We start from the raw sequence: 18,999 nt of genomic DNA, 5'->3' as shown, positions 1-18,999 counted from the left end.
GTGAGTATCCAGACCGAACGCGAGATCGATGAGCAGCCCACGGCACAGGGTGCGGCAGTCGGCATCGACATGGGCATTGCCCGCTTCGCCACGCTTTCGGATGGTTCGTTCTACGCACCCCTGAACAGCTTCAAACGCCATGAAACCGCGCTGTGCAAAGCGCAGCAGGCGATGAGCCGTAAGGTCAGATTCAGCCGCAACTGGAAGAAAGCGAAAGCCCGCGTCCAGCACATTCACTCGCGCATCGGCAATGCCCGCCGCGACTATCTGCACAAGTGCTCCACCACGATCAGCCAAAACCACGCGATGGTGTGTATCGAGGACTTGCAGGTACGGAATATGTCCAGGTCGGCGGCAGGCACGGCCGAGGCACCGGGAAGAAACGTTCGGGCCAAATCTGGCCTGAACAGGGCCATCCTCGATCAGGGCTGGTTCGAGTTCCGCCGCCAACTGGACTACAAGTTGGCGTGGCGCGGCGGCTGGCTGATTGCCGTGCCGCCGCCAAATACCAGCCGCAGGTGCCCCTGTTGCGGCCATGTGTCGGCGGCCAACCGCCAGACGCAAGCGCTGTTCAGGTGCGTGGGATGTGGTTTTGAAGGCAACGCCGATGTGGTCGGGGCGATCAATGTACTAAGGGCGGGACACGCCCGGTTAGCCTGTGAAGTGAGCGCAGAGGTCATGGCGCCAGCAGCAGGAACCCACCGAAGCGACTCGGGGGCGGCCCGATGCCGTGCCTGAGCGCCGTAGGAATCTCCGGCCTTCAGGCCGGGGAGGATGTCAAGCCTGGAATGTGGCACGATTGCGCTTTGCCTTACAGGACGTTGCCTGATGATTCGCGAGATTTTGAAAATGGGCGATCCGCGCTTGCTGCGGGTCGCCCCGCCGGTGCCGGCAAGCCTGATTGGCACCCCAGAGTTGCAAACCCTGATCGATGACATGTTCGACACCATGCAAAGCGTCGGTGGCGTTGGCCTGGCTGCGCCGCAGATCGGTGTCGATCTGCAACTGGTGATTTTCGGTTTCGAGCGCAGCGCCCGCTACCCTGATGCCGAGGCCGTGCCGCGCACCATCTTGCTCAACCCGGTGATTACCCCGCTCGATGACTCACTTGAAGGCGGTTGGGAAGGCTGTCTGTCGGTGCCTGGCTTACGCGGGGTGGTCGAGCGTCATCGGCGTATCCGCTATGAGGGCGTTGACCCGCAAGGTGTACCGATCCAGCGTATCGCCGAGGGTTTTCATGCCCGGGTGGTGCAGCACGAGTGCGATCACCTGATCGGCCGTCTGTACCCTTCGCGAGTGACTGACTTTCGTCAGTTCGGGTTTACCGAAGTGCTGTTTCCAGACCTCGATCCCAACGCTGACGACTGATCACGCAGCAGGGCGACCAGTGCCTTGCTGCGTTGATAGCGAGCCAGCCGCTCAGCCAGCTCGGCCGGCAATTCAACGGCTGTGACGAACCCTAACGACTGATAAAAGCCCAGCAAGTCAGGGTGGCAGAACAGCCACAGCGGCCCGCTGCATTGGCTGTGTGCCTGGTCGATCAGGCGCCGGGCAAGCCCCTGACCACGCCATGAGGCGGCGACAAACAGCCCGGTCAGCCAGTGGCCATGACGAACCGGCGTCAAGCACAGGGCCGCAACAATCTGCGCCTCCTTCACGACCCAGGCCTGGCCTTGGGCGGGCAGGCGCATGGGCGAGCGATGGCTACGGTAGAATTTTTCCAGCAACGGGCGCGCCAGGGCGGGTAACGGGTAAATGTGCAGGTCAGACATGGCGTAGCGACAGACAAAAGCAGGCATCATACCGGCTCAGGCCATCGATAATGGAATGACGAGATGCTTTATCCCTCAATGCCCCTCACAACTGAGCGCCTGCAACTGCGCGGTTTTGTCGGGTCTGACCTGGCAGAGCTGGCCGCGTTACTGGCTGATCCACAGGTGATGCGCTATTCGGTACGCGGGGTCATGAGCCGCTCAGCCAGTGCCGAGTTCCTCGAGCATTGCCGTGTCAGCCTGGCAGAAGAAGGCTTTGCGCCGCTGGCGGTGATTGAACAACGTAGCGCCCGGCTGGTCGGATTCTGCGGTTTGTGTAAAGAGCGCTTCGAAGAGGCAGAAGAGGTCATGCTCGGTTATCGGCTCAGCCCGGCGTTCTGGAATCAGGGCATGGCCAGCGAGGCGGTAAAGGTCGTGTTGGCCCATGGTTTCGGTACTCTGGCGGTGAGCTCGGTGGTGGCGGTGGTGGAGCCGCAAAACCAGGCATCGATACAGGTGCTGCACAAGGCCGGGTTTCAGGATTACCTGCATGCCCGTTACTTTGGCATGGGGGTGCGCCTTTACCGGATGACCCGTGAGCGCTGGCAGGCGTTGCTGATAACGGCATGTTGAGGCTGGAAGCGACCCCTGATCTGACAATGGGTCTTTTTAACTGCTAGGTTCAAAGTTGCTGTCTGTCAGCCGGGAGGGGCGATGAACGACTGCAAAGCCACGTCCTTGCCCGGCCTGATTGCCGGCGGGATGTTGATGATCGGCCTGGGGGGCGCGCCTTTGAGTGCCGCTGAGGTCGACGACACTGCGCTGGCGTTCGTCCAGCAACGTCATCTGGGCGATGGTCTGGGCTGGCAGGGCTATCAGATGGCCTCACGCACAGCGGTGTTTGCCGGGCTGGTCGACGCCTTGGGCAAAACCCGGGCCCAGGTGTTGGTGCAGGGTGAATTGCAGCGCTTGCAGCCGCAGTATCAAGGCCGTTGGGAGCAGAACCTGGCGGCGGCCTATGCCCATTCGTTCAGTGTCGAAGAGCTGCGCCAGCTTAACGACGGCAAAGGCTCGCCTGCGCTGATGAATCGCTTCAAGGCGCGCAACAATGAAGTCGGTCAGGAAATGAAAGCACGCTCTGCCGATCTGCTGGCCGAGTTCGTCTCCCGCGCGCTGGAAAGCGCCCGGAAAAACTACATGCCGTGAAGGAAAATCTATGGACCCATTCATGCAGGCAGCCATTGATGAGGCCCGCCAAGGCCTGGCCGAAGGCGGTATACCCATCGGTTCAGTGATTGTTCACGATGGCAAGATCATCGGCCGTGGACATAACCGTCGTGTCCAGCAAGGCAGTGCCATCAAGCATGGCGAAATGGATGCGTTGGAGAACGCCGGCCGGCAGCCGGCCAGGGTCTATCGTGAAGCGGTGCTCTACACCACGCTGTCGCCCTGTGCAATGTGCAGCGGGGCGATTCTGCTGTATGGCATCGGCAAGGTAATCGTCGGCGAAAACCAGACCTTCATGGGTGAAGAGCAACTGCTGCGTGCCCGCGGCGTGCAGGTCGAGGTGCTGGGTGACAGCACTTGCGAACACCTGATGCGCGACTTCATTGCTCGTCACCCGCAACTGTGGAATGAAGATATCGGCGAGTAGCCCCTGCCAGTATCAGCTTGGTCAGACCACGCTGGTCGCCACGCCGAACAAGGCCACACCCCGCAGCACGCCGTCTTGTTCATCCAGCTTCAGCGGCGCAGTGCCGCCCGGCATCCTGACGTGCACGGCGCCGCCTTGTACCAGCCCGGCAGCCCAGGCCGCGCAGGCCACGGCGCTGGCGCTGGTGCCGGAAGATGCCGTGGGGCCTTCGCCGCGCTCGAACACGCGTGCTTCCAATTGTCCCGGTTCGCTCAGGCAGGCCCATTGCAGGTTGACCCCGGCCGGGCAGGGCTCACCGGCACCCAACTCGCCGGCGGCAAAGGCGATCCGGGTCAACGGTTGGTTCAGCGCGGGGTCATGCAGCGCAGCGAACGTCGGCAGTTGAGCGGCATCAGCCAACAGGGTGACGCAATGTGGATTGCCGACCCGCACGAACACGCTGTGCGCCCACGCAGGATTGACGGCGGCCAGAGGCGGTACCCGGTTGACCGGGCGATCATTGAAACGGCTGGCTTGCACGGCAGTCTCGAGCGCGGCCACCGCCTGTGGTCCGAACTGCGGCGTACCAAGGTCCAGCCAGAAGCCCCGGACGCCATCCAGGGTGGCGGGTTCAATGGCGGTTTCCAGCGGCGCTGACCCAGCGTCATGATGCACGCGCAAGGTAAATGGCTGCAGCGTTGCCAGGCCGCTCTCGGTCAGTGCCTGGGCAAAGATGGTCAGGCCGTTGCCGCTGCGTTCGGCCAGGGTGGCGTCGGTATTGACGATCAATACATCAAAGGGGGCCTGGCCGCTAAACGGACCGATCAGCAAGCCGTCGCTGCAGTGCGCTTTGGCGCCGGGTGGCGCCGTTCCTTCGGGCCAGGCACACACCGCAGCGACGGCGGCCGCAGCCCAGTGCGAGCGCCGCCGTGCGGCGTCGGCGGCGTCATCGGGGATTGCCACACCCAGGCGGCGTAGCTGATCGGGGGTGGTCACGGCATAACGGTTGCCGCGGGCGTCAAAGATTCTTGTCATGATCGTGCCTGGTAAATGGAATACCGTGCATTCTGCACTGTCTGAGGCTTGGAACGATGCTAATCTCGGCAATTGTTAAGTTGCGCAGCCCAAGCGCGCGCAGCATTGAGACTGGAGCGAGGGATGCAGGTACAACGGCGCAACAATGTAAGAGTGATCGGCGAGGGCCCCGTTACCCTGATCTTTGGCCACGGGTTTGGCTGCGACCAGCGGATGTGGCGCTTCGTGGCGCCGAGCTTCAGTGACCGCTACCGGGTCGTGGCCTACGACCTGGTGGGCAGTGGTGGTTCGGACCTGTCCGCGTATTTCCAGCATAAATACGAGCGGCTCGACGGTTATGCCCAGGACCTGCTGGAGATTATCGAGCAGTTTGGCCAGGGGCCGGTGGTGCTGGTCGGTCATTCGGTCAGCGCGATGATCGGTGTGCTCGCCGACCGCCTCAAGCCGGGCTTGGTCAGCGCGCACATCATGGTCGGGCCGTCACCGCGGTATATCGATGATCAAGGCTACGTCGGCGGCTTCAGCCGCGCTGACATCGACTCACTGCTCGACACCCTCGACAGCAACTACCTGGGCTGGTCGAGCACCATGGCGCCGTCGATCATGGGCGCGCCGGACCAACCGGAGCTGGGCGAGGAACTGGCCAGCAGCTTTTGCCGCACCCACCCCGACATTGCCCGGCATTTCGCCCGGGTGACGTTCATGTCCGACAACCGCGAGGATGTTCAGGGCCTGACCACGCCGGCGTTGATTCTGCAATGCACTGACGACCTGATCGCCCCGGTCGAGGTCGGTGATTACCTGCATGCTGCGATGCCCGGCAGCACCCTGCGGCTGATCGAAAACATTGGCCACTGCCCGCACATGAGTGCGCCGGCGGCCTGCATCGAGGCCATTGAGCAATTTCTCAAGCCCTATGGAAACACCCCGCATGCCGCCTGAGTCACTGCCTGACGCGCAAACCCTGTTCGACAATGCCCCCTGCGGTTTGCTGTTGACCTGCGGCAATGGCGAAATCGAGCGCGTCAACCAGACCTTCTGTCGCTGGGTCGGGCGCGAGCAGCAGGCGCTGCTCGGCCAGCGCTTTCAGAGCCTGCTGACCATGGGCGGCAAGATCTTTCACCAGACTCACTGGTTTCCGTTGCTACAGATGCAGGGGTCGGTGGCCGAGGTCAAGCTCGACCTGTTGCACACCGATGGCCGTCAGATACCGATGATGCTCAACGCCGTGCGCCGTGAGCATGATGGCGTGTTCCATCACGAACTGGCGTTGTTCGTGGCAGAAGAACGCAATCAGTATGAGCGCGAGCTGCTCGCGGCCCGGCAGATGGCCGAAGAGTTGTTGCAGCAACAGCTCATGGCCCAGAAAGAGTTGACCTCGGCGCAGAACCGTCTACGTCTGGCGCACGCCGAAGCGCAGATCCGCGCCAATTTTGCCGAACAACTGGTCGGTATCGTCAGCCATGACCTGCGCAACCCGTTGACGGCCATCAAGATGGCGGCAGACCTGCTGCAACGCGGCAACTTCGACCAACGCCAGCTTCGGGTCATGGGCCACATATCCCACTCGGTGGACCGTGCCAGCCGCTTGATCGGCGATCTGCTGGACTTCACCCAGGCCAGGGTTGGCCAGGGGCTGGCGGTCAGCCTGCAGGCCATTGATCTGCATGCCGTGGTGGCGCGCTGTGTCGAAGACCTGCGGCTGGCTTTTCCCGGCCGGCGCCTGGTGCATGTGCGCGAAGGCGAGGGGCTTTGCAATGCCGATGCCGACCGGTTGTTTCAGGTGGTCAGTAATCTGGTCGGCAATGCGGTGAGTTATGGTGACCCGCAAGGCGAGATCCGGGTGATCAGCGCATTTGGCGGCAAGGGTGGCAGCCTGGCGGTACATAACAGCGGTCAAGTGATTCCTGCCGAGCAGCTCGAAGAGCTGTTTGAACCATTGGTGCGCGGTGCGGCCAGCGATGACAGCCGCAGTGTAGGGCTGGGGCTGTTTATTGTTCGCGAGATCATGCGCGCCCACCTGGGCGATGTATTGGCGCAGTCCAGCCCGGAACACGGCACCACCTTTACTGCACGATTTCCCAGAGCCTTTTAAACCCGCACAGGTTCAAGCGGGCACTCCTGACCAGCCTTGTTACAAACTCTGTCAGCGCATTTCTTGCCCATCTGCCATCGCTGGTCGAACCTGAGGCCTGATCCGGTTTCCAAGGTTTGAACCCCTACTTTCAGGCAGGCAGATAATGACTCGCTTCTTGCAAGGCCTCGCCATTGCAGCGCTGCTGGCTGGCGGACCGCTGGCCCATGCGCAGCAGCCGCCCGGCGCTGGTGCCGACGGCAACCCTTACAACAGCCCGATCAAACGCGCCAACCCCAACAGTCGACAAGGCACGGTCCCCGACACGCCGCGCCCCAATACCTCGCCCGTGGTGCGTCCGCCGACCCTGGAAAACGGCGGTATCCGCAATGGCCAGCCGACCCGTCAGCAGGCGCCGGTACGGCCCGCCGAGCAGCCCCGCTTCAACCCGCCCGAACGCGGTACTCCATCCCGATGATCTCTACGTTATGCATAAGGAAACGCCCATGTTGAGAAAAACCCTGATCGCGACATTTTGCGCCAGTGCGCTGGCTGGCCTGCCATTGGCCGTTTCAGCGGCCGAGGCGGCCAAACAGTACAAAAGCGAATTGGGCGCTGTGACCGTCACCCAGTTGGCCGAAGGGCTGGATCACCCTTGGGCATTGGCATTTTTGCCGGACCAGCAAGGCATTCTGGTGACTGAGCGTTCCGGCAACCTGTTGCTGCTGGGCGTTGATGGCAAGGCCGGTAAGCCGATCTCAGGCGTACCGCAAGTCTGGGCCAATGGGCAGGGCGGCTTGCTGGATGTGGTGTTGTCGCCGGACTTCGGCAAAGACCGGCTGGTGTATCTGGCGTACGCCGAGGGCGATGGCAAAAGCGCCGCTGAAGGCGACAAGGCGGGCACGGCAGTGGGGCGTGGACGGCTGTCGGCAGACCTGAGCCGTCTGGAAGATTTCAATGTGATCTTTCGTCAGCAACCCAAGCTGTCGGTAGGCAACCACTTCGGCGCGCGGCTGGTGTTCGACCGTGAAGGCTATCTGTTCATCGCACTGGGCGAGAATAACCAGCGGCCAACGGCCCAGGACCTCGACAAACTGCAAGGCAAGGTGGTGCGGATCTTCCCGGACGGCAAGGTCCCGGATGACAACCCCTTTGTTGGGAGCAAGGGCGCGCGGCCGGAAATCTGGAGCTATGGCCACCGTAACCCGCAAGGCGCCGCGTTCAATCCGTGGAATGGAACGGTATGGGTCAACGAACATGGACCTAAAGGCGGTGACGAGATCAACATCGCCGAGCGCGGCCAGAACTTTGGCTGGCCGCTGGCAACCCACGGTATCAACTATTCGGGCCTGAAAATTCCTGAAGCCAAAGGTGAACTGGTCGAAGGGACGGTCAAGCCCTTGCATGTCTGGCAAGTGTCGCCGGGCGTCAGCGGCATGGTGTTTTACGATGGCGGACGTTTTAAGGCGTGGGATCACAGCGTGTTCATCGGCGCACTGGCAACCGAAGAGCTGATTCGTTTGAAGGTCGAAGATGGCCGTATTGTTGATGAAGAACGGCTGCTCAAAGAACGCAAGGAGCGGATCCGCGACGTACGTCAGGGGCCGGATGGTTATCTGTATGTGCTGACCGATGACGGCAACGGCAAGTTGCTTAAAGTCGGCCTGGAATAATCGCGGGTAGTTGCGTAGGAAATAGCTGCGTAGGAAATAATTAGCGGCTCAATCCGCCCTGGCGTTTGCCAGCGTTGATTGAGCCGCTTGGTATCAGATTCAGGAATCAACGATCCTGTTTGTCGAGCAGCACTTCACCGGTCTTGGCATCGACATGGAAGTCCCACTCGGTACCCTGGGTATTGCGCAGTTCGATTTCGTAGACATAACGGCCGCCCTGCTGCTCCAGCTCGGTGTCATGGATGGTGAAGCCAGGGTGCTTGTCCAGCGCCTGCTTGTTGAACTTCTGCAAGTCGCCGATGGTGCCGGCTTTTTGCAGGTCGGCAAGCTGATCAGGGCGAACATCGGCCTGAGCCATGCCGGCAGCGGCGCTCAGAGTTACAGCAGCAAACAGGGCAGGGATGAATTTTTTCATGATCAATTTCCTTTCAGTGTGGAATCTGGGGTTATAGAGCGGTTAACAACCGAGGGGTTCAGTTGTTTTGTTGAAGCCAGATTAACCACCCATACTTAATTCACGCTTAAAACCTGAAGACAGAGAGGGGGCACTCGTTTATTGAAAAGACGGCCTCTCAGGGTTGTAAAAGTTCCGCCATAAACGTACAAAGTCGCCCCCCGCCCAATCCTGGAGTTGCCCCTTCATGAGTACGCCACACCGACTGGCCTGGCCCTTGCTGTCACTGAGCCCGGCCGTCGCCTCTGCGTTGCAGGCTGCCGAGCCCGTGAATCTTGACGCTGTGCAGATCAGGGACGTGGCTGACCAGCCGGGTGCCGAGGGTTACCAGGCCCGCCGCGCTGCCGTTACCGCCGCTGCTGATACGCCGCTGCTCGATACGCCTGCCTCGGTTGCGGTGTTCACTCAAGCGTTGCTGGAGGATCGCCAGGCCCGCTTGCTTAGCGAAGTGCTGCGCAACGACGCCTCGGTGGGCGAAGCCTATGCGCCGGTGGGCTACTACGAAAACTTCCTGGTCCGGGGCTTTTCGCTCAATGCCGGCAACAGTTATCGCATCAATGGCCGCAGCATTGCCGGCGAGCAGAACGTGGCGCTGGAGAATAAACAGCAAGTTGAGTTGCTCAAGGGCGTCTCCGGTCTGCAAGGTGGGGTGGCCGAGCCGGGTGGGGTGATCAACTATCAGACCAAACGCGCTGCCGATGTGCGTTCGGTAACCGTCGCCACCAATGAGCACGGTGAGCGTTACATTGCGACTGACGTCGGTGGCTGGTTCGGTAGCGAGCGGCAGTTCGGCCTGCGCGCCAATCTGGCTCATGAAGATATTCGCTCATATGTTGAACACGCTGACGGCCAGCGCGACTTCGCCTCACTGGCCTTCGACTGGAACATCAACGAGCGCGCCACGTTGCAACTCGATGCGGAGTATCAGACTCGCGAGCAACGTTCGGTGCCGGGCTATCAGTTGCTCGGCGGCAGCGAGCTGCCTCATGACGCGTCGCCCCGCAAGCGGCTGGGCCATCAGAGCTGGTCCAACCCGGTGGGCATCGACTCGCTGAACCTCAATGGGCGCTTCGAGTACCGCTTCAATGAGAGCTGGACCGGTAGCCTCAGTGCCTCGCGCAGCCGGGTGGTGATTGACGACTACAGCTCGTTCGCCTGGGGGTGCTATGGCGCTGCCAGTTGCGCCGGGCAAGCAGTGCCCAATTACTTCAGCGCTGAAGGCGACTACGACATCTACGATTTCCGCAGCCCCGATGACACCCGGCGTAACGACGAGGTTGAAGCGGCGCTGGCCGGGCGCTTTGCCACTGGCTCGCTGGAGCACGAGCTGACCATCGGCACCAGTGCCTTGCGGCGCACCGTCGATACCCGTGGCACATTCAACGAGTGGGTTGGCAGCGGTAACATCAATCAGACCCCGGACACGGTGGCGCAGGCTGACAAGCTGCTACCACACACTGAGCGTCGCCTCGACAGCCGTCAGTACGGGGTGTTCTTCACCGACCGGATTCGCTTCGACGACCACTGGCAGGTGGTGGCCGGTGGTCGCCAGGTGTATCTGAATGAACAGGCGTGGGGTGAAGATGGCAGCGACCTGCGCCATACCCGGCGCTCGTTGTTCCTGCCGCAGGCCGCGCTGATTTATAAACCACTGGCAAACCTGTCGCTGTACACCAGCTACAGCAAAGGCCTGAGCCTGGGCGGCACGGCGGCGTGGTTCAGTAACAACGCCGGTGAAATCCTCGCTCCGAGTGTGTCGCGGCAACTGGAAGCAGGGGTCAAGTACGACCTGCAGCGCATGAGCCTGACTGCCGCGCTGTTCCAGATTCGTAAGGCCTACCAGTACTCGCAGCCGCAGGCCGACGGCACCTTCACCTATGTAGAGCAGGGGCAGCAGAAGAACCTTGGTCTTGAGCTGGGCGCCACCGGTCATCTCACCGAGCGGCTGCAGATTGCCGCCAGCGTCGCGGCGATCCGGGCACGGGTCGAGGGCAGCGGCACTGAGGCCTATGAGGGGCATCAGGCGCTTAACGTACCCAAATACCGCGCCAGCCTGCAGGCCGACTACGCCTTGCCGATCCCGGGCCTGGCGCTGCTTGGCGGCCTGCAATACAGCGCCAGCAAATTCGCTGACCGCCAGGGCCAGGTCAACGTCAACGACTATGCCTTGTTCAATGTCGGCGGCCGTTACAGCACCCGCCTGAGCGGCTACGACACCGTCTGGCGACTCTCGGTCGATAACCTGTTCGACAAGCGCTACTGGCGTGATGTGGGCGAGTACCTGGGCGACGACTACCTGTTCCCCGGCGCACCCCGCACCGCCCGATTGTCGGCGACGGTCAATTTCTGAGGCATTGCAGTCGCCAGCAGAGCTGCCTGCCACGGGCAGTATTTAATTCATTGATATATAGGCTTGTTTCGTAGGAGTGGCTTCAGCCGCGAATGCTTCGCCGCTGAAGCGGCTCCTACGATTCCCGCTTCTGTTACGTCACAGTGCCGAGGCGGCAACTGCTGGATGGCTCATGTCATTGTGCTGTCATTTTTTGGTCATATTCGGCTGGTTAACTGCGTCAGCACAGGGAAGTGCGCATTTTCAATATTGCGCAGATTGATCTGCTGACGCAGTTCACGCTGTCGAGTGCCCGCCCACATGTACAAATCCCTCAAGTTGCAGATCCTCGCCCTGCTTGGCGCCAGCCTGGCGTTATTGCTGGTGATTGCCCTGGCCTGTTTTTACCTATTGTCGAATAACGTACGCGACTATCGCGGTCTGCTGGATGGCCCGTTGCGGGCGTCGCAACTTATCGACGAGGCCAATCTGCAGTTCAAGATTCAGGTCCAGGAATGGAAAAACGTGTTGCTGCGCGGCAAGACAGTGGCCGAACGTGACAAGTACTGGAACCAGTTCGAAGCTCAGGAGCGTCAGGTGCAACTGATTCTTGGCCAGCTTGCTCAGTGGCAGTCTATCGACAGCGGTATCCGCAGCCAGGTCGAGCGCTTGCGTGAAGAGCATCGCAACCTGGGCAGTGCCTATCGCAAGGGCCGTGATGCCTTCATTACCGCTGGCGGCGACCCGGTGGCCGGGGATCTGGCGGTCAAGGGCGTGGACCGGGCCGCCAGTGAACAAATGAGCACGCTGGTGGATAGTCTGCGCCAGCACAGCCAGAAACAGTCGCAAAGCCTTAGCGAGGCCGCCAGCAGCACGATCCTTTGGGGCGTGTTGATTATGTTGGCCTCGGCGCTGTTGGTGGGCCTGGTGACCCAGTGGATGGTCAGTCGCAATATTGCCGGCCCGGTACGCAAGCTCATCGATTATGTAGCGCAATTGAGTGAAGGCAGGTTCACCGAACGCGCCCGGGTCGAGCGCAAGGACGAATTGGGCCGCCTGGCCACGGCCGCCAACCTGCTGCGTGATTTTCTCGCGCAGACCATTACCAGCCTCAAGCAGGACAGTCAGGACCTGGACGGCGCGAGCATCGAACTCAAGTCCATTGCCGCAGTGATGGCGCAAGGCACCCGAGAACAATTTGAGCGCACCGATCAGGTGGCGACCGCGATGCACGAGATGTCCGCAACGGCCCAGCAAGTTGCCCGCCACGCCGCCGAAGCGGCCAATGCCGCCGACGACGCTGACCGGTGTTCCCAGGAAGGTGAGCACGTCATGGCCGCGACCATTGAAACGATCAACCAGATGCGCACCGAAGTGGCTAACACAGCCGAGGTGATTCGCCGCCTGGAGAGTGACAGCGAGCGGATTGGCAAGGTCCTGGAGGTGATTCGCAGCATTGCCGAACAGACCAACCTGCTCGCGCTCAACGCCGCTATCGAAGCCGCTCGCGCCGGTGAGCAGGGCCGTGGCTTTGCCGTGGTCGCTGACGAGGTACGGACCCTCGCTCAGCGCACCGCGGCATCTACTGCCGAGATCAATCAGATCATCAGCTCGGTACAGACTGGCGCAATCAATGCTGCGCAAGCCATCGAAAACGGCCAGGCGCGCAGCCAGGAAAGTGTCGAGCAGGTCGCCCGGGCGAGCGATTCGCTGCACCGCATCACCGTGGCAGTGGAAGCGATCCGCGACATGAACCGGCAGATCGCTACGGCCGCTGAAGAGCAGACCTCCGTGGCCGAGGATATCTCGCGCAATCTCACGCAAATCAGTGCCATTGCGACCGTCAACCAGGACAACATCCAGCGCACCCAGGCTTCCAGCGATGATCTGCATGCGCTGTCACTGGACTTGAACAAGGTCATCGCCGGGCTGGCGGCATGATCTTGCGGTTTTGCCCGTAGCGTCGGGTTATCGGTGCTGTAGCAGTTTGTAGCGCGCTCTGATGGGGCACTTTTGCTATTCTTCGCGCGCTTTCAAACTGTCACATACCGGGAGTGCCCATGACGGCCACTGCACGACCACGTCCGAAGCCATTTTCCCGCGCTGACTATCGGACCCTGGGCCTTGCCGCATTGGGCGGGGCTCTGGAGATCTACGATTTCATCATATTCGTATTCTTCGCCCTGACCCTCAGCCAGCTGTTCTTTCCGCCGGACATGCCCGAATGGCTGCGCTTGTTGCAAAGCTTCGGCATTTTCGTCACCGGCTATCTGGCGCGACCGCTGGGCGGCATCCTGATGGCCCACTTTGCCGATCGGCTGGGACGCAAGCGGGTATTCAGCCTGAGCATCCTGATGATGGCCCTGCCATGTCTGCTCATCGGTCTGATGCCCACCTACGCGCAAATCGGTTTCTGGGCTCCGCTGCTGTTGCTGGCGCTGCGGGTGATGCAGGGCGCGGCGGTGGGGGGCGAGGTGCCGAGTGCCTGGGTGTTTGTCGCCGAGCACGCGCCAGCCGGGCATCGCGGCTATGCGCTGGGTGTGCTGCAGGCCGGGCTGACCTTCGGTTACCTACTGGGCGCGCTGACCGCGACCTGGCTGGCGCGGGTGTATACCCCGCAGGAAATCCTCGATTACGCCTGGCGTATTCCGTTTCTGCTCGGTGGCGTATTCGGTGTAGTGGGGGTGTGGCTGCGCCGCTGGCTCAGCGAAACCCCGGTATTCATGGCCTTGCATGCCCAGAAAGAAGACATGCAGCGCCTGCCGTTGGGCCAGGTGTTGCGTGAGCATCGAGCGTCGCTGCTGCCGGCGGCGCTGCTTACCTGTGTGCTGACCTCGGCGGTGGTGGTGCTGGTGGTCATCACCCCGACGGTGATGCAGCAGCGTTTCGGCTTCAGTGCCCGTGAAACCTTTGCCCTCAGTGCCTGGGGCATTGTGTTCCTGAACATCGGTTGTGTGCTGGCCGGCATGCTGGTCGACCGTATCGGTGCTTGGCGCAGCGTGTTGCTGTACAGCCTGCTGCTGCCGCTGGGGATCGGTATGCTGTACGCCAGCCTGATCCTGCAGTGGCTGGCGCCTGGTATCGCCTATGCACTGGCCGGCCTGGCCTGTGGCATCGTCGGGGTCGTACCGTCGGTGATGGTCGGGCTGTTCCCGGCTCGCATCCGGGTTTCGGGCATCTCTTTTACCTACAACATCGCCTATGCATTATGGGCCAGTGTCACGCCGTTGCTGTTGATCGGCCTGATGCCCATAAGCCCGTGGGTCTGCGTGGTCTACTGCCTGGTGATGGGCGCGGTGGGCCTGCTGACCGCTGCCTGGTTTGCTGCCCGCCACGATCTGGGTTGTGACCAGCCCTGCCTGGGCAAGTGATGTTTCAGGCTGACAGCCGGACAAACAACCGGCTGTCAGCTTTCACTGCAAGCGTCTACGCTGGATGTACATGAACCCGAGCCGGATCCGGCAGGAGTTGTTTCATGAACATCGAGAATCAGGACCCCCTCATCCCGGACCAGATCCGCACGTTGCTGGAAAACTGGTCGCTGGCCGTACGCAACAAAGACCTCGACGCGATCATGGCGGCATACCACCCCGATGTGGTCGCTTTCGACGCCATCATCGAGCTGCAATTCAAAGGGCGCGATGCCTATAGCAAGCACTGGGCACACTGTCTGAACCTGTGCCCGGGCGAGATGCTGTTCGAACAACGTGATCTGGTGGTGCAGGGGGCGGGCAACGTAGCGTTCGCTCACTGGCTCAATCACTGCGGTGCCACGGATGCCAACGGCGTCATCCAGGGGTCATGGATGCGTGGCAGCGCCGGTTACCTGCGTACCCCCGATGGCTGGAAAATCGTCCATGAGCACTTCTCGGCGCCTTTTGATATGGCCAGTGGCAAGGCGCTGTTTGACCTGCAACCCTGAGCTGGCCTGTGCCAGAGGAGAGACCAAATGAGCGTCAAAGCCATCCCCGAGGACTTTCATACCGTCACCGTCTACCTGGGCGTGCACGATGGTAATGCTGCAATTGATTTCTATAAGCGAGCGTTCAATGCCCGTGAGGAGTTCCGGCTGGACCGTCCCGACGGCAGGGTCGGCCACGCCGAGCTGTATATCGGGGATACGCGCATCATGCTGTCGGAACCCTGCGATGAGGGTGCTCTGAGCAGTCCGGTGCTGACGCCAACCGCTGATTGTTCGCACAAGGCCACGGTAGGCCTGCATCTCTATGTGGAGAATGTGGATTTGACCTATGAGCTGGTTACCGACGAGGAGGACGTGGTGGTGGTGAGCGGCCTCAAGGATCAGTTCTATGGTGACCGGTCGTTCACGTTGTGCGATCCCTTTGGCCATCTGTGGTTCATTTCCAGCCACAAGGAAGACGTCAGCGCCGAGGAAATCAAGGCCCGTGCCCAGCGGCTGTTTCAGGGGCATGACCGGGAGCTTTGACGGATCCAATTGTAACAGCTGATTGTAATTAGCCAGGCGCAAGTTTATCTTGCGCCTGATTCGTTTTTGTAGCCGTATTGCCATCAGTTTGTTTGATGGGCGTATCGCTGTGGGCTGGATAGTTGGTTGTGTGGGATTTAAGTTTTGGAGGGGTTATATATGTCTTTAAGGCTTGTAGGAGTTTTCTACTTCGTTAACTTAAAGCGAATTCTCTTCGTTTTTTATCGGGTCGGCAGGTGCAGGCCGTGAAATATCTGCCTCTGTCATTTACCGCGTGAATCGCTGGATGAAAATAGTCAAAGCAAGAAGCGTCCTACGCGCTCCGTCATGAATCATGTAATAACGAGAGGAACCTCCATGTGCATGACCAGCAGGGAACGACAGGTTCTCGGGTTGCTGCTGCAAGGACGAACCAACAAGGAAATCGCCGAGCAGCTCAGCATCAGCGGCTATACCGTACGCGACCATGTCTCGTCGTTGCTGCGCAAGAGCCGGGTAAAAAGCCGTACCCAACTTATTGCCTGTCATTTATGGGCTCCACTGAACTGACCCCCTACATCTGTCGGATTGTTTTCGTCGGCGAACATTACATAATTGCCTTCATGCTTGTATTGCCACTGTTTGATTGCTGCATGCTCGTGGGGAGCGAGGCGGCATCACAGGCAAGCAGGCTCCACTCATGCGTCAGTGTTGTTCTGTGCCTATCAATAAGACCGGTCTTGCGTGAAGTCTTAAAGTTGTTGTGCAGAAAAGCCTGTAGAGCGTGTAAGAAAAGTCGGCAGGCGAAAGTCAGCCACCTTGATAACGATAGGGCGCCTCTAAAAACCTGAGTGAAGTAGCCAGCGCAGCGATGGCAACGCAGGTCGTTTTTAGAGGTGCCCGGATAAGGAGTCCATTCTATGGCAGCATGTTGTGAGTACCGCTCTGAACAAAATGAACAAGCGGACCGGCAAACGGTGATGATGTCCGAGGCCGATTGCCGACTGGCCTATGCAGCGCTGGCACGACAGCAGGCCATGCTGTCGTCCGTCCATCTCGTCCAGTTGCATGACTGTCTGTTGGGTCCCAGAGGGTTGTTTGCGCTGTTGGTCCGGGAGCTGGAAGAAATGGGGCGGTTGGCGCCCCTGCTCGAAGACGTGGCGGCCCTGGCCAACCGCGAACTGCGCACTCAGGCTGACAAGGCACTGTGCTTCGTCATGGGCCATCATCGCTGGCGTAACGTGTCGCCCAATCCTTTTCGGGCGATGAGCCGCGAACGGCTGTGTTGCCTGGTGTACGACGACACTGCTGGCTACACCCTGATCGAGCGCTACGCCGCGCTGCTGACCCTGCGCCAGCTCGACAGCCAGTTTTTCACCCGGCTGATCGACACCACCCGCAAGAGTGTGGAGCGGCGCGTAGTCTTCCAGGGCTTGCTGGAACATCATGATGCCTTGCTGCCGGTCGAGCGTTGCGTTTACCCGGATAATTACCGTGCATCGCAGCAACAGCATCTGGAGCGTGAACTGCAGCTGTATGGCGATTTGACGCTCAGTCAGCCGCTCAGTGTGATGGTGGCCCGCTACAGTACGGCGACCCTGCTGAAAAAGCTCGGGGTGCGTCAGACGCCGAGAGCCAGGCCCTGAAAATCAGCGCGGGTGCACGGCGCACTGACGACCCGGTTGCGCCCGGTGCTCTTGGCGCCGTATAGCGCCTTGTCGGCTTCATTGAGCCAGCTCGCGGCATCGACGATGTGCTGTTCATAGGGCGCAACACCGATGCTCAGGCTGATTCTGAGTTCAGGCAGCAGTGCATCGACCTGGTTTTCGACGATCTGACGCAGACGTTCCAGAATACCCACCGCCAGATCGAGGTCGGTATTGGGCAGGATTACACAGAGCTCGTCACCGCCATAGCGACCTGCCAGGTCGCTGGCGCGGATGTTGTCACGCAATGCCTGGCTCAGCGCCTTGAGCACCGAGTCGCCGACGATATGCCCGTACCGGTCGTTGATGGTCTTGAAGTGGTCAATGTCGATCAATGCCACACAGCAGGCGCGATTGAGCGTCTGGCTGCGGGTGAACTCCACCTGCAGGAGGTCTTTCCAGGTGCCATGGTTTATCAGCCCGGTCAGGCTGTCGGTGCGGCTCAAACGGCTGAGTACGTGTTTGTGCTCGCTGAGCTTGAGCGCCACCTTGTAGCCCATCCAGCCGATGAACGCAGGATAGATCACCAGCAATGGCAGGCAGGCGTAGATTTCCTCGGGCGTGCTGGCCAGCTGGATTTGCGGGGTAAACAGGGCAAAGCCCAGCACAGCGCCCAGCAAATTGGCCAGTAAGCCTTGCCAAAGCAGGCGCAGGCCGTTGGCGGCGATATTCTGCATGGCCATCATGGCCAGGATGGCGACGCTCGGCAGGGCACTGAAGCCCATCAGGGCCACCCAGATACCGCCGGCAAACGAGTCGCCGAGCATGTTCTGCAGTTCGGCCTTGTAGGGGTTGCTACTGCGTCGGGCGCGCTGGTAAGCCAGGTGTGGCCAGACCCAGGCATGCATCACCAGCATGGCCCAGATCCAGTGCATCCACGGCAACGGGTACAGCGCGACCGCCACGCAAACCGATCCGATACTCAGGCCGATGGTGCGTGGCAAATAAATGCGTTTGGCAAAGGACAGGCCTCGGCCGTTCTGTTCCCCATCGTGGTGTGGCATCACTTCTTACCGGTAATCGCTTGCTGCCCGGTCAAAAGCGAACGCCTTGACCAAGCGCGGATTTTCGCTGTTCGATCAAGGCAAGGGAAGAGCGGTATGCCATTATTGTTGAACTATTGGACGAACAGACAGTCGCCGTCTTCGGTTGTCATCAACACCCTGCGCCATGGCATTCACAGCAACTGCCTGGCCGTTGGCAGCCACGGTCGTTGTTACTTGCCGATCACCGTCTTTAGCGTGTCGGCATGACCCTTCGGATCCTTGGCGCTGGAAATCACGGTAAGTACTGCCGAGCGCTTGCCGGACGCCGCCACCAAGGTGCTGGTCAGGACCTTGCCACCGCCGAGCGTGGCGTAGGCATCAAGCTGGCGCACGCCCAGGCCATTTTTCTTGAGCACGCGTTGCTCGCCCTGTTTCTGAAAGTCATGAAAGCTGTTGCTTTGCTGGCTCAGCGCTGCGCTGCTCAGTTCATCGAGCACCTGGCTGTCGTTATCAGTGGCTTGGTCAGTCACCGGGTTCGGGGTTTCGGTCACGATCAATACCCGCCGGTTGGCTTCGTCGGTGTACATCGCGCCACTGATACCATCAGCGATGGCCTTGGCATCGACTTCCTGCATCTCGCTTTTCTTGTAGGTGGCCGGCAGGTTAAAGGCCAGCTTGCCGCCGAGCAGCGATACTGGCTGACGGGTCTCGCTCTTGGCCGGTTTGGTGCGCGACTCGGCCTGGGCATTCATGGGCAGCAGTGTGACACTGAGCAACAGGGCAAGCAGCGTGCAGGTACGGTGGGCAGCGAACATGACAAAACCTGAGCAATTCAAGGGGCAGATCGGCAGTGTGCCTGAGGAACCTGCAGGCGGCCACTGACAGGTTTTTGCAGTATTGATAGCGGGGAGGCGCCGATGGCAGGCAAAGTG

General features: G+C 60.6%; 21 protein-coding genes. 16 read left to right on the top strand and 5 right to left on the bottom strand.

What is annotated here, in order from left to right:
• A partial coding sequence (locus tag NJC38_RS15170; RefSeq protein WP_253115474.1) for a transposase occupies window positions 1-738 on the top strand: 738 nt, incomplete at its 5' end.
• A gap of 90 nt (window positions 739-828) precedes the next feature.
• On the top strand, window positions 829-1,368 hold the full coding sequence (def, locus tag NJC38_RS15165; RefSeq protein ID WP_253115472.1) for a peptide deformylase: 540 nt from the start codon (window positions 829-831) through the stop codon (window positions 1,366-1,368).
• Here the strand turns inward: def and NJC38_RS15160 are convergent.
• Window positions 1,311-1,772, bottom strand: coding sequence for a GNAT family N-acetyltransferase (locus NJC38_RS15160; protein WP_253115480.1), 462 nt, complete (start codon window positions 1,770-1,772; stop codon window positions 1,311-1,313). The genes def and NJC38_RS15160 overlap by 58 nt on opposite strands.
• 78 nt (window positions 1,773-1,850) lie before the next feature.
• On the opposite strand from NJC38_RS15160, the gene NJC38_RS15155 reads away from it, so the two are divergent.
• The 3 genes from NJC38_RS15155 to NJC38_RS15145 all read left to right on the top strand — a co-directional run bounded on the left by NJC38_RS15155 (window position 1,851) and on the right by NJC38_RS15145 (window position 3,405).
• Window positions 1,851-2,384, top strand: coding sequence for a GNAT family N-acetyltransferase (locus tag NJC38_RS15155; protein ID WP_253115470.1), 534 nt, complete (start codon window positions 1,851-1,853; stop codon window positions 2,382-2,384).
• 129 nt (window positions 2,385-2,513) lie between these two features.
• Window positions 2,514-2,957 carry a hypothetical protein gene (locus NJC38_RS15150; protein WP_045494487.1) on the top strand — a complete coding sequence of 148 codons (444 nt, stop codon included), beginning with the start codon at window positions 2,514-2,516 and terminating at the stop codon, window positions 2,955-2,957.
• Window positions 2,958-2,967: 10 nt separating this feature from the next.
• Window positions 2,968-3,405, top strand: a complete 438-nt coding sequence (locus tag NJC38_RS15145) for a nucleoside deaminase (RefSeq protein ID WP_045489201.1) — start codon at window positions 2,968-2,970, stop codon at window positions 3,403-3,405.
• Window positions 3,406-3,426: 21 nt separating this feature from the next.
• On the opposite strand, the gene NJC38_RS15140 is transcribed toward NJC38_RS15145, so the two are convergent.
• A complete protein-coding gene (locus NJC38_RS15140; protein WP_253115469.1) occupies window positions 3,427-4,419 on the bottom strand; it encodes a diaminopimelate epimerase in 993 nt (330 codons plus the stop codon).
• 123 nt (window positions 4,420-4,542) lie between these two features.
• On the opposite strand from NJC38_RS15140, the gene NJC38_RS15135 reads away from it, so the two are divergent.
• The 4 genes from NJC38_RS15135 to NJC38_RS15120 all read left to right on the top strand — a co-directional run bounded on the left by NJC38_RS15135 (window position 4,543) and on the right by NJC38_RS15120 (window position 8,166).
• The gene (locus NJC38_RS15135) at window positions 4,543-5,361 is read left to right on the top strand and encodes an alpha/beta hydrolase (protein WP_045489207.1); all 819 of its coding nucleotides are present in this window, start codon (window positions 4,543-4,545) and stop codon (window positions 5,359-5,361) included.
• Window positions 5,351-6,514, top strand: coding sequence for a PAS domain-containing sensor histidine kinase (locus NJC38_RS15130; RefSeq protein ID WP_045489209.1), 1,164 nt, complete (start codon window positions 5,351-5,353; stop codon window positions 6,512-6,514). Before NJC38_RS15135 ends, NJC38_RS15130 begins: the two co-directional genes overlap by 11 nt.
• 145 nt (window positions 6,515-6,659) lie before the next feature.
• On the top strand, window positions 6,660-6,971 hold the full coding sequence (locus tag NJC38_RS15125; protein WP_253115468.1) for a hypothetical protein: 312 nt from the start codon (window positions 6,660-6,662) through the stop codon (window positions 6,969-6,971).
• Between the two features lie 28 nt (window positions 6,972-6,999).
• Entirely contained in the window at window positions 7,000-8,166 is a 1,167-nt protein-coding gene (locus NJC38_RS15120) for a PQQ-dependent sugar dehydrogenase (protein ID WP_253115465.1), read from the top strand.
• Between the two features lie 106 nt (window positions 8,167-8,272).
• Here the strand turns inward: NJC38_RS15120 and NJC38_RS15115 are convergent, their stop codons facing one another.
• Window positions 8,273-8,581, bottom strand: coding sequence for a PepSY domain-containing protein (locus NJC38_RS15115; protein ID WP_045489216.1), 309 nt, complete (start codon window positions 8,579-8,581; stop codon window positions 8,273-8,275).
• Between the two features lie 226 nt (window positions 8,582-8,807).
• On the opposite strand from NJC38_RS15115, the gene NJC38_RS15110 reads away from it, so the two are divergent.
• From NJC38_RS15110 to NJC38_RS15080, 7 genes are all read left to right on the top strand, one after another.
• Window positions 8,808-10,970 carry a TonB-dependent siderophore receptor gene (locus NJC38_RS15110; protein ID WP_253115463.1) on the top strand — a complete coding sequence of 721 codons (2,163 nt, stop codon included), beginning with the start codon at window positions 8,808-8,810 and terminating at the stop codon, window positions 10,968-10,970.
• 300 nt (window positions 10,971-11,270) lie between these two features.
• Complete coding sequence (locus NJC38_RS15105) at window positions 11,271-12,890, top strand: methyl-accepting chemotaxis protein (protein ID WP_253115461.1); 1,620 nt, start codon at window positions 11,271-11,273, stop codon at window positions 12,888-12,890.
• A 119-nt stretch (window positions 12,891-13,009) separates the two neighbouring features.
• The gene (locus NJC38_RS15100; protein ID WP_253115459.1) at window positions 13,010-14,320 is read left to right on the top strand and encodes an MFS transporter; all 1,311 of its coding nucleotides are present in this window, start codon (window positions 13,010-13,012) and stop codon (window positions 14,318-14,320) included.
• A 104-nt stretch (window positions 14,321-14,424) separates the two neighbouring features.
• On the top strand, window positions 14,425-14,871 hold the full coding sequence (locus NJC38_RS15095) for a nuclear transport factor 2 family protein (protein WP_045489225.1): 447 nt from the start codon (window positions 14,425-14,427) through the stop codon (window positions 14,869-14,871).
• A gap of 27 nt (window positions 14,872-14,898) precedes the next feature.
• On the top strand, window positions 14,899-15,396 hold the full coding sequence (locus NJC38_RS15090) for a VOC family protein (protein ID WP_253115457.1): 498 nt from the start codon (window positions 14,899-14,901) through the stop codon (window positions 15,394-15,396).
• Between the two features lie 327 nt (window positions 15,397-15,723).
• A complete protein-coding gene (locus tag NJC38_RS15085; RefSeq protein ID WP_045489231.1) occupies window positions 15,724-15,945 on the top strand; it encodes a LuxR C-terminal-related transcriptional regulator in 222 nt (73 codons plus the stop codon).
• A 350-nt stretch (window positions 15,946-16,295) separates the two neighbouring features.
• Window positions 16,296-17,021 carry a hypothetical protein gene (locus tag NJC38_RS15080; protein WP_052483413.1) on the top strand — a complete coding sequence of 242 codons (726 nt, stop codon included), beginning with the start codon at window positions 16,296-16,298 and terminating at the stop codon, window positions 17,019-17,021.
• On the opposite strand, the gene NJC38_RS15075 is transcribed toward NJC38_RS15080, so the two are convergent.
• Together NJC38_RS15075 and NJC38_RS15070 are read right to left on the bottom strand one after the other, a co-directional pair.
• Window positions 16,997-18,085 carry a diguanylate cyclase gene (locus NJC38_RS15075; protein WP_253115455.1) on the bottom strand — a complete coding sequence of 363 codons (1,089 nt, stop codon included), beginning with the start codon at window positions 18,083-18,085 and terminating at the stop codon, window positions 16,997-16,999. The genes NJC38_RS15080 and NJC38_RS15075 overlap by 25 nt on opposite strands.
• 212 nt (window positions 18,086-18,297) lie before the next feature.
• Window positions 18,298-18,882 carry a polyribonucleotide nucleotidyltransferase gene (locus tag NJC38_RS15070; RefSeq protein ID WP_253115453.1) on the bottom strand — a complete coding sequence of 195 codons (585 nt, stop codon included), beginning with the start codon at window positions 18,880-18,882 and terminating at the stop codon, window positions 18,298-18,300.
• Between the last annotated feature and the right edge of the window lie 117 nt (window positions 18,883-18,999).

The sequence above is a fragment of the Pseudomonas sp. 21LCFQ010 genome (assembly GCF_024129905.1).
In the GTDB taxonomy this organism is placed as follows: domain Bacteria; phylum Pseudomonadota; class Gammaproteobacteria; order Pseudomonadales; family Pseudomonadaceae; genus Aquipseudomonas.
The sequence above is the reverse complement of the archived record's forward strand: the minus strand, read 5'-3'. Positions and strand labels throughout refer to the sequence as shown.

What these genes read in the sequence shown, in the direction of transcription:
- def (WP_253115472.1), top strand. Translation starts at nt 829, where the DNA reads ATGATTCGCGAGATTTTGAAAATGGGCGATCCGCGCTTGCTGCGGGTC.
- NJC38_RS15160 (WP_253115480.1), bottom strand. Translation starts at nt 1,772, where the DNA reads ATGTCTGACCTGCACATTTACCCGTTACCCGCCCTGGCGCGCCCGTTG.
- NJC38_RS15155 (WP_253115470.1), top strand. Translation starts at nt 1,851, where the DNA reads ATGCCCCTCACAACTGAGCGCCTGCAACTGCGCGGTTTTGTCGGGTCT.
- NJC38_RS15150 (WP_045494487.1), top strand. Translation starts at nt 2,514, where the DNA reads ATGTTGATGATCGGCCTGGGGGGCGCGCCTTTGAGTGCCGCTGAGGTC.
- NJC38_RS15145 (WP_045489201.1), top strand. Translation starts at nt 2,968, where the DNA reads ATGGACCCATTCATGCAGGCAGCCATTGATGAGGCCCGCCAAGGCCTG.
- NJC38_RS15140 (WP_253115469.1), bottom strand. Translation starts at nt 4,419, where the DNA reads ATGACAAGAATCTTTGACGCCCGCGGCAACCGTTATGCCGTGACCACC.
- NJC38_RS15135 (WP_045489207.1), top strand. Translation starts at nt 4,543, where the DNA reads ATGCAGGTACAACGGCGCAACAATGTAAGAGTGATCGGCGAGGGCCCC.
- NJC38_RS15130 (WP_045489209.1), top strand. Translation starts at nt 5,351, where the DNA reads ATGCCGCCTGAGTCACTGCCTGACGCGCAAACCCTGTTCGACAATGCC.
- NJC38_RS15125 (WP_253115468.1), top strand. Translation starts at nt 6,660, where the DNA reads ATGACTCGCTTCTTGCAAGGCCTCGCCATTGCAGCGCTGCTGGCTGGC.
- NJC38_RS15120 (WP_253115465.1), top strand. Translation starts at nt 7,000, where the DNA reads ATGTTGAGAAAAACCCTGATCGCGACATTTTGCGCCAGTGCGCTGGCT.
- NJC38_RS15115 (WP_045489216.1), bottom strand. Translation starts at nt 8,581, where the DNA reads ATGAAAAAATTCATCCCTGCCCTGTTTGCTGCTGTAACTCTGAGCGCC.
- NJC38_RS15110 (WP_253115463.1), top strand. Translation starts at nt 8,808, where the DNA reads ATGAGTACGCCACACCGACTGGCCTGGCCCTTGCTGTCACTGAGCCCG.
- NJC38_RS15105 (WP_253115461.1), top strand. Translation starts at nt 11,271, where the DNA reads ATGTACAAATCCCTCAAGTTGCAGATCCTCGCCCTGCTTGGCGCCAGC.
- NJC38_RS15100 (WP_253115459.1), top strand. Translation starts at nt 13,010, where the DNA reads ATGACGGCCACTGCACGACCACGTCCGAAGCCATTTTCCCGCGCTGAC.
- NJC38_RS15095 (WP_045489225.1), top strand. Translation starts at nt 14,425, where the DNA reads ATGAACATCGAGAATCAGGACCCCCTCATCCCGGACCAGATCCGCACG.
- NJC38_RS15090 (WP_253115457.1), top strand. Translation starts at nt 14,899, where the DNA reads ATGAGCGTCAAAGCCATCCCCGAGGACTTTCATACCGTCACCGTCTAC.
- NJC38_RS15085 (WP_045489231.1), top strand. Translation starts at nt 15,724, where the DNA reads ATGAATCATGTAATAACGAGAGGAACCTCCATGTGCATGACCAGCAGG.
- NJC38_RS15080 (WP_052483413.1), top strand. Translation starts at nt 16,296, where the DNA reads ATGGCAGCATGTTGTGAGTACCGCTCTGAACAAAATGAACAAGCGGAC.
- NJC38_RS15075 (WP_253115455.1), bottom strand. Translation starts at nt 18,085, where the DNA reads ATGCCACACCACGATGGGGAACAGAACGGCCGAGGCCTGTCCTTTGCC.
- NJC38_RS15070 (WP_253115453.1), bottom strand. Translation starts at nt 18,882, where the DNA reads ATGTTCGCTGCCCACCGTACCTGCACGCTGCTTGCCCTGTTGCTCAGT.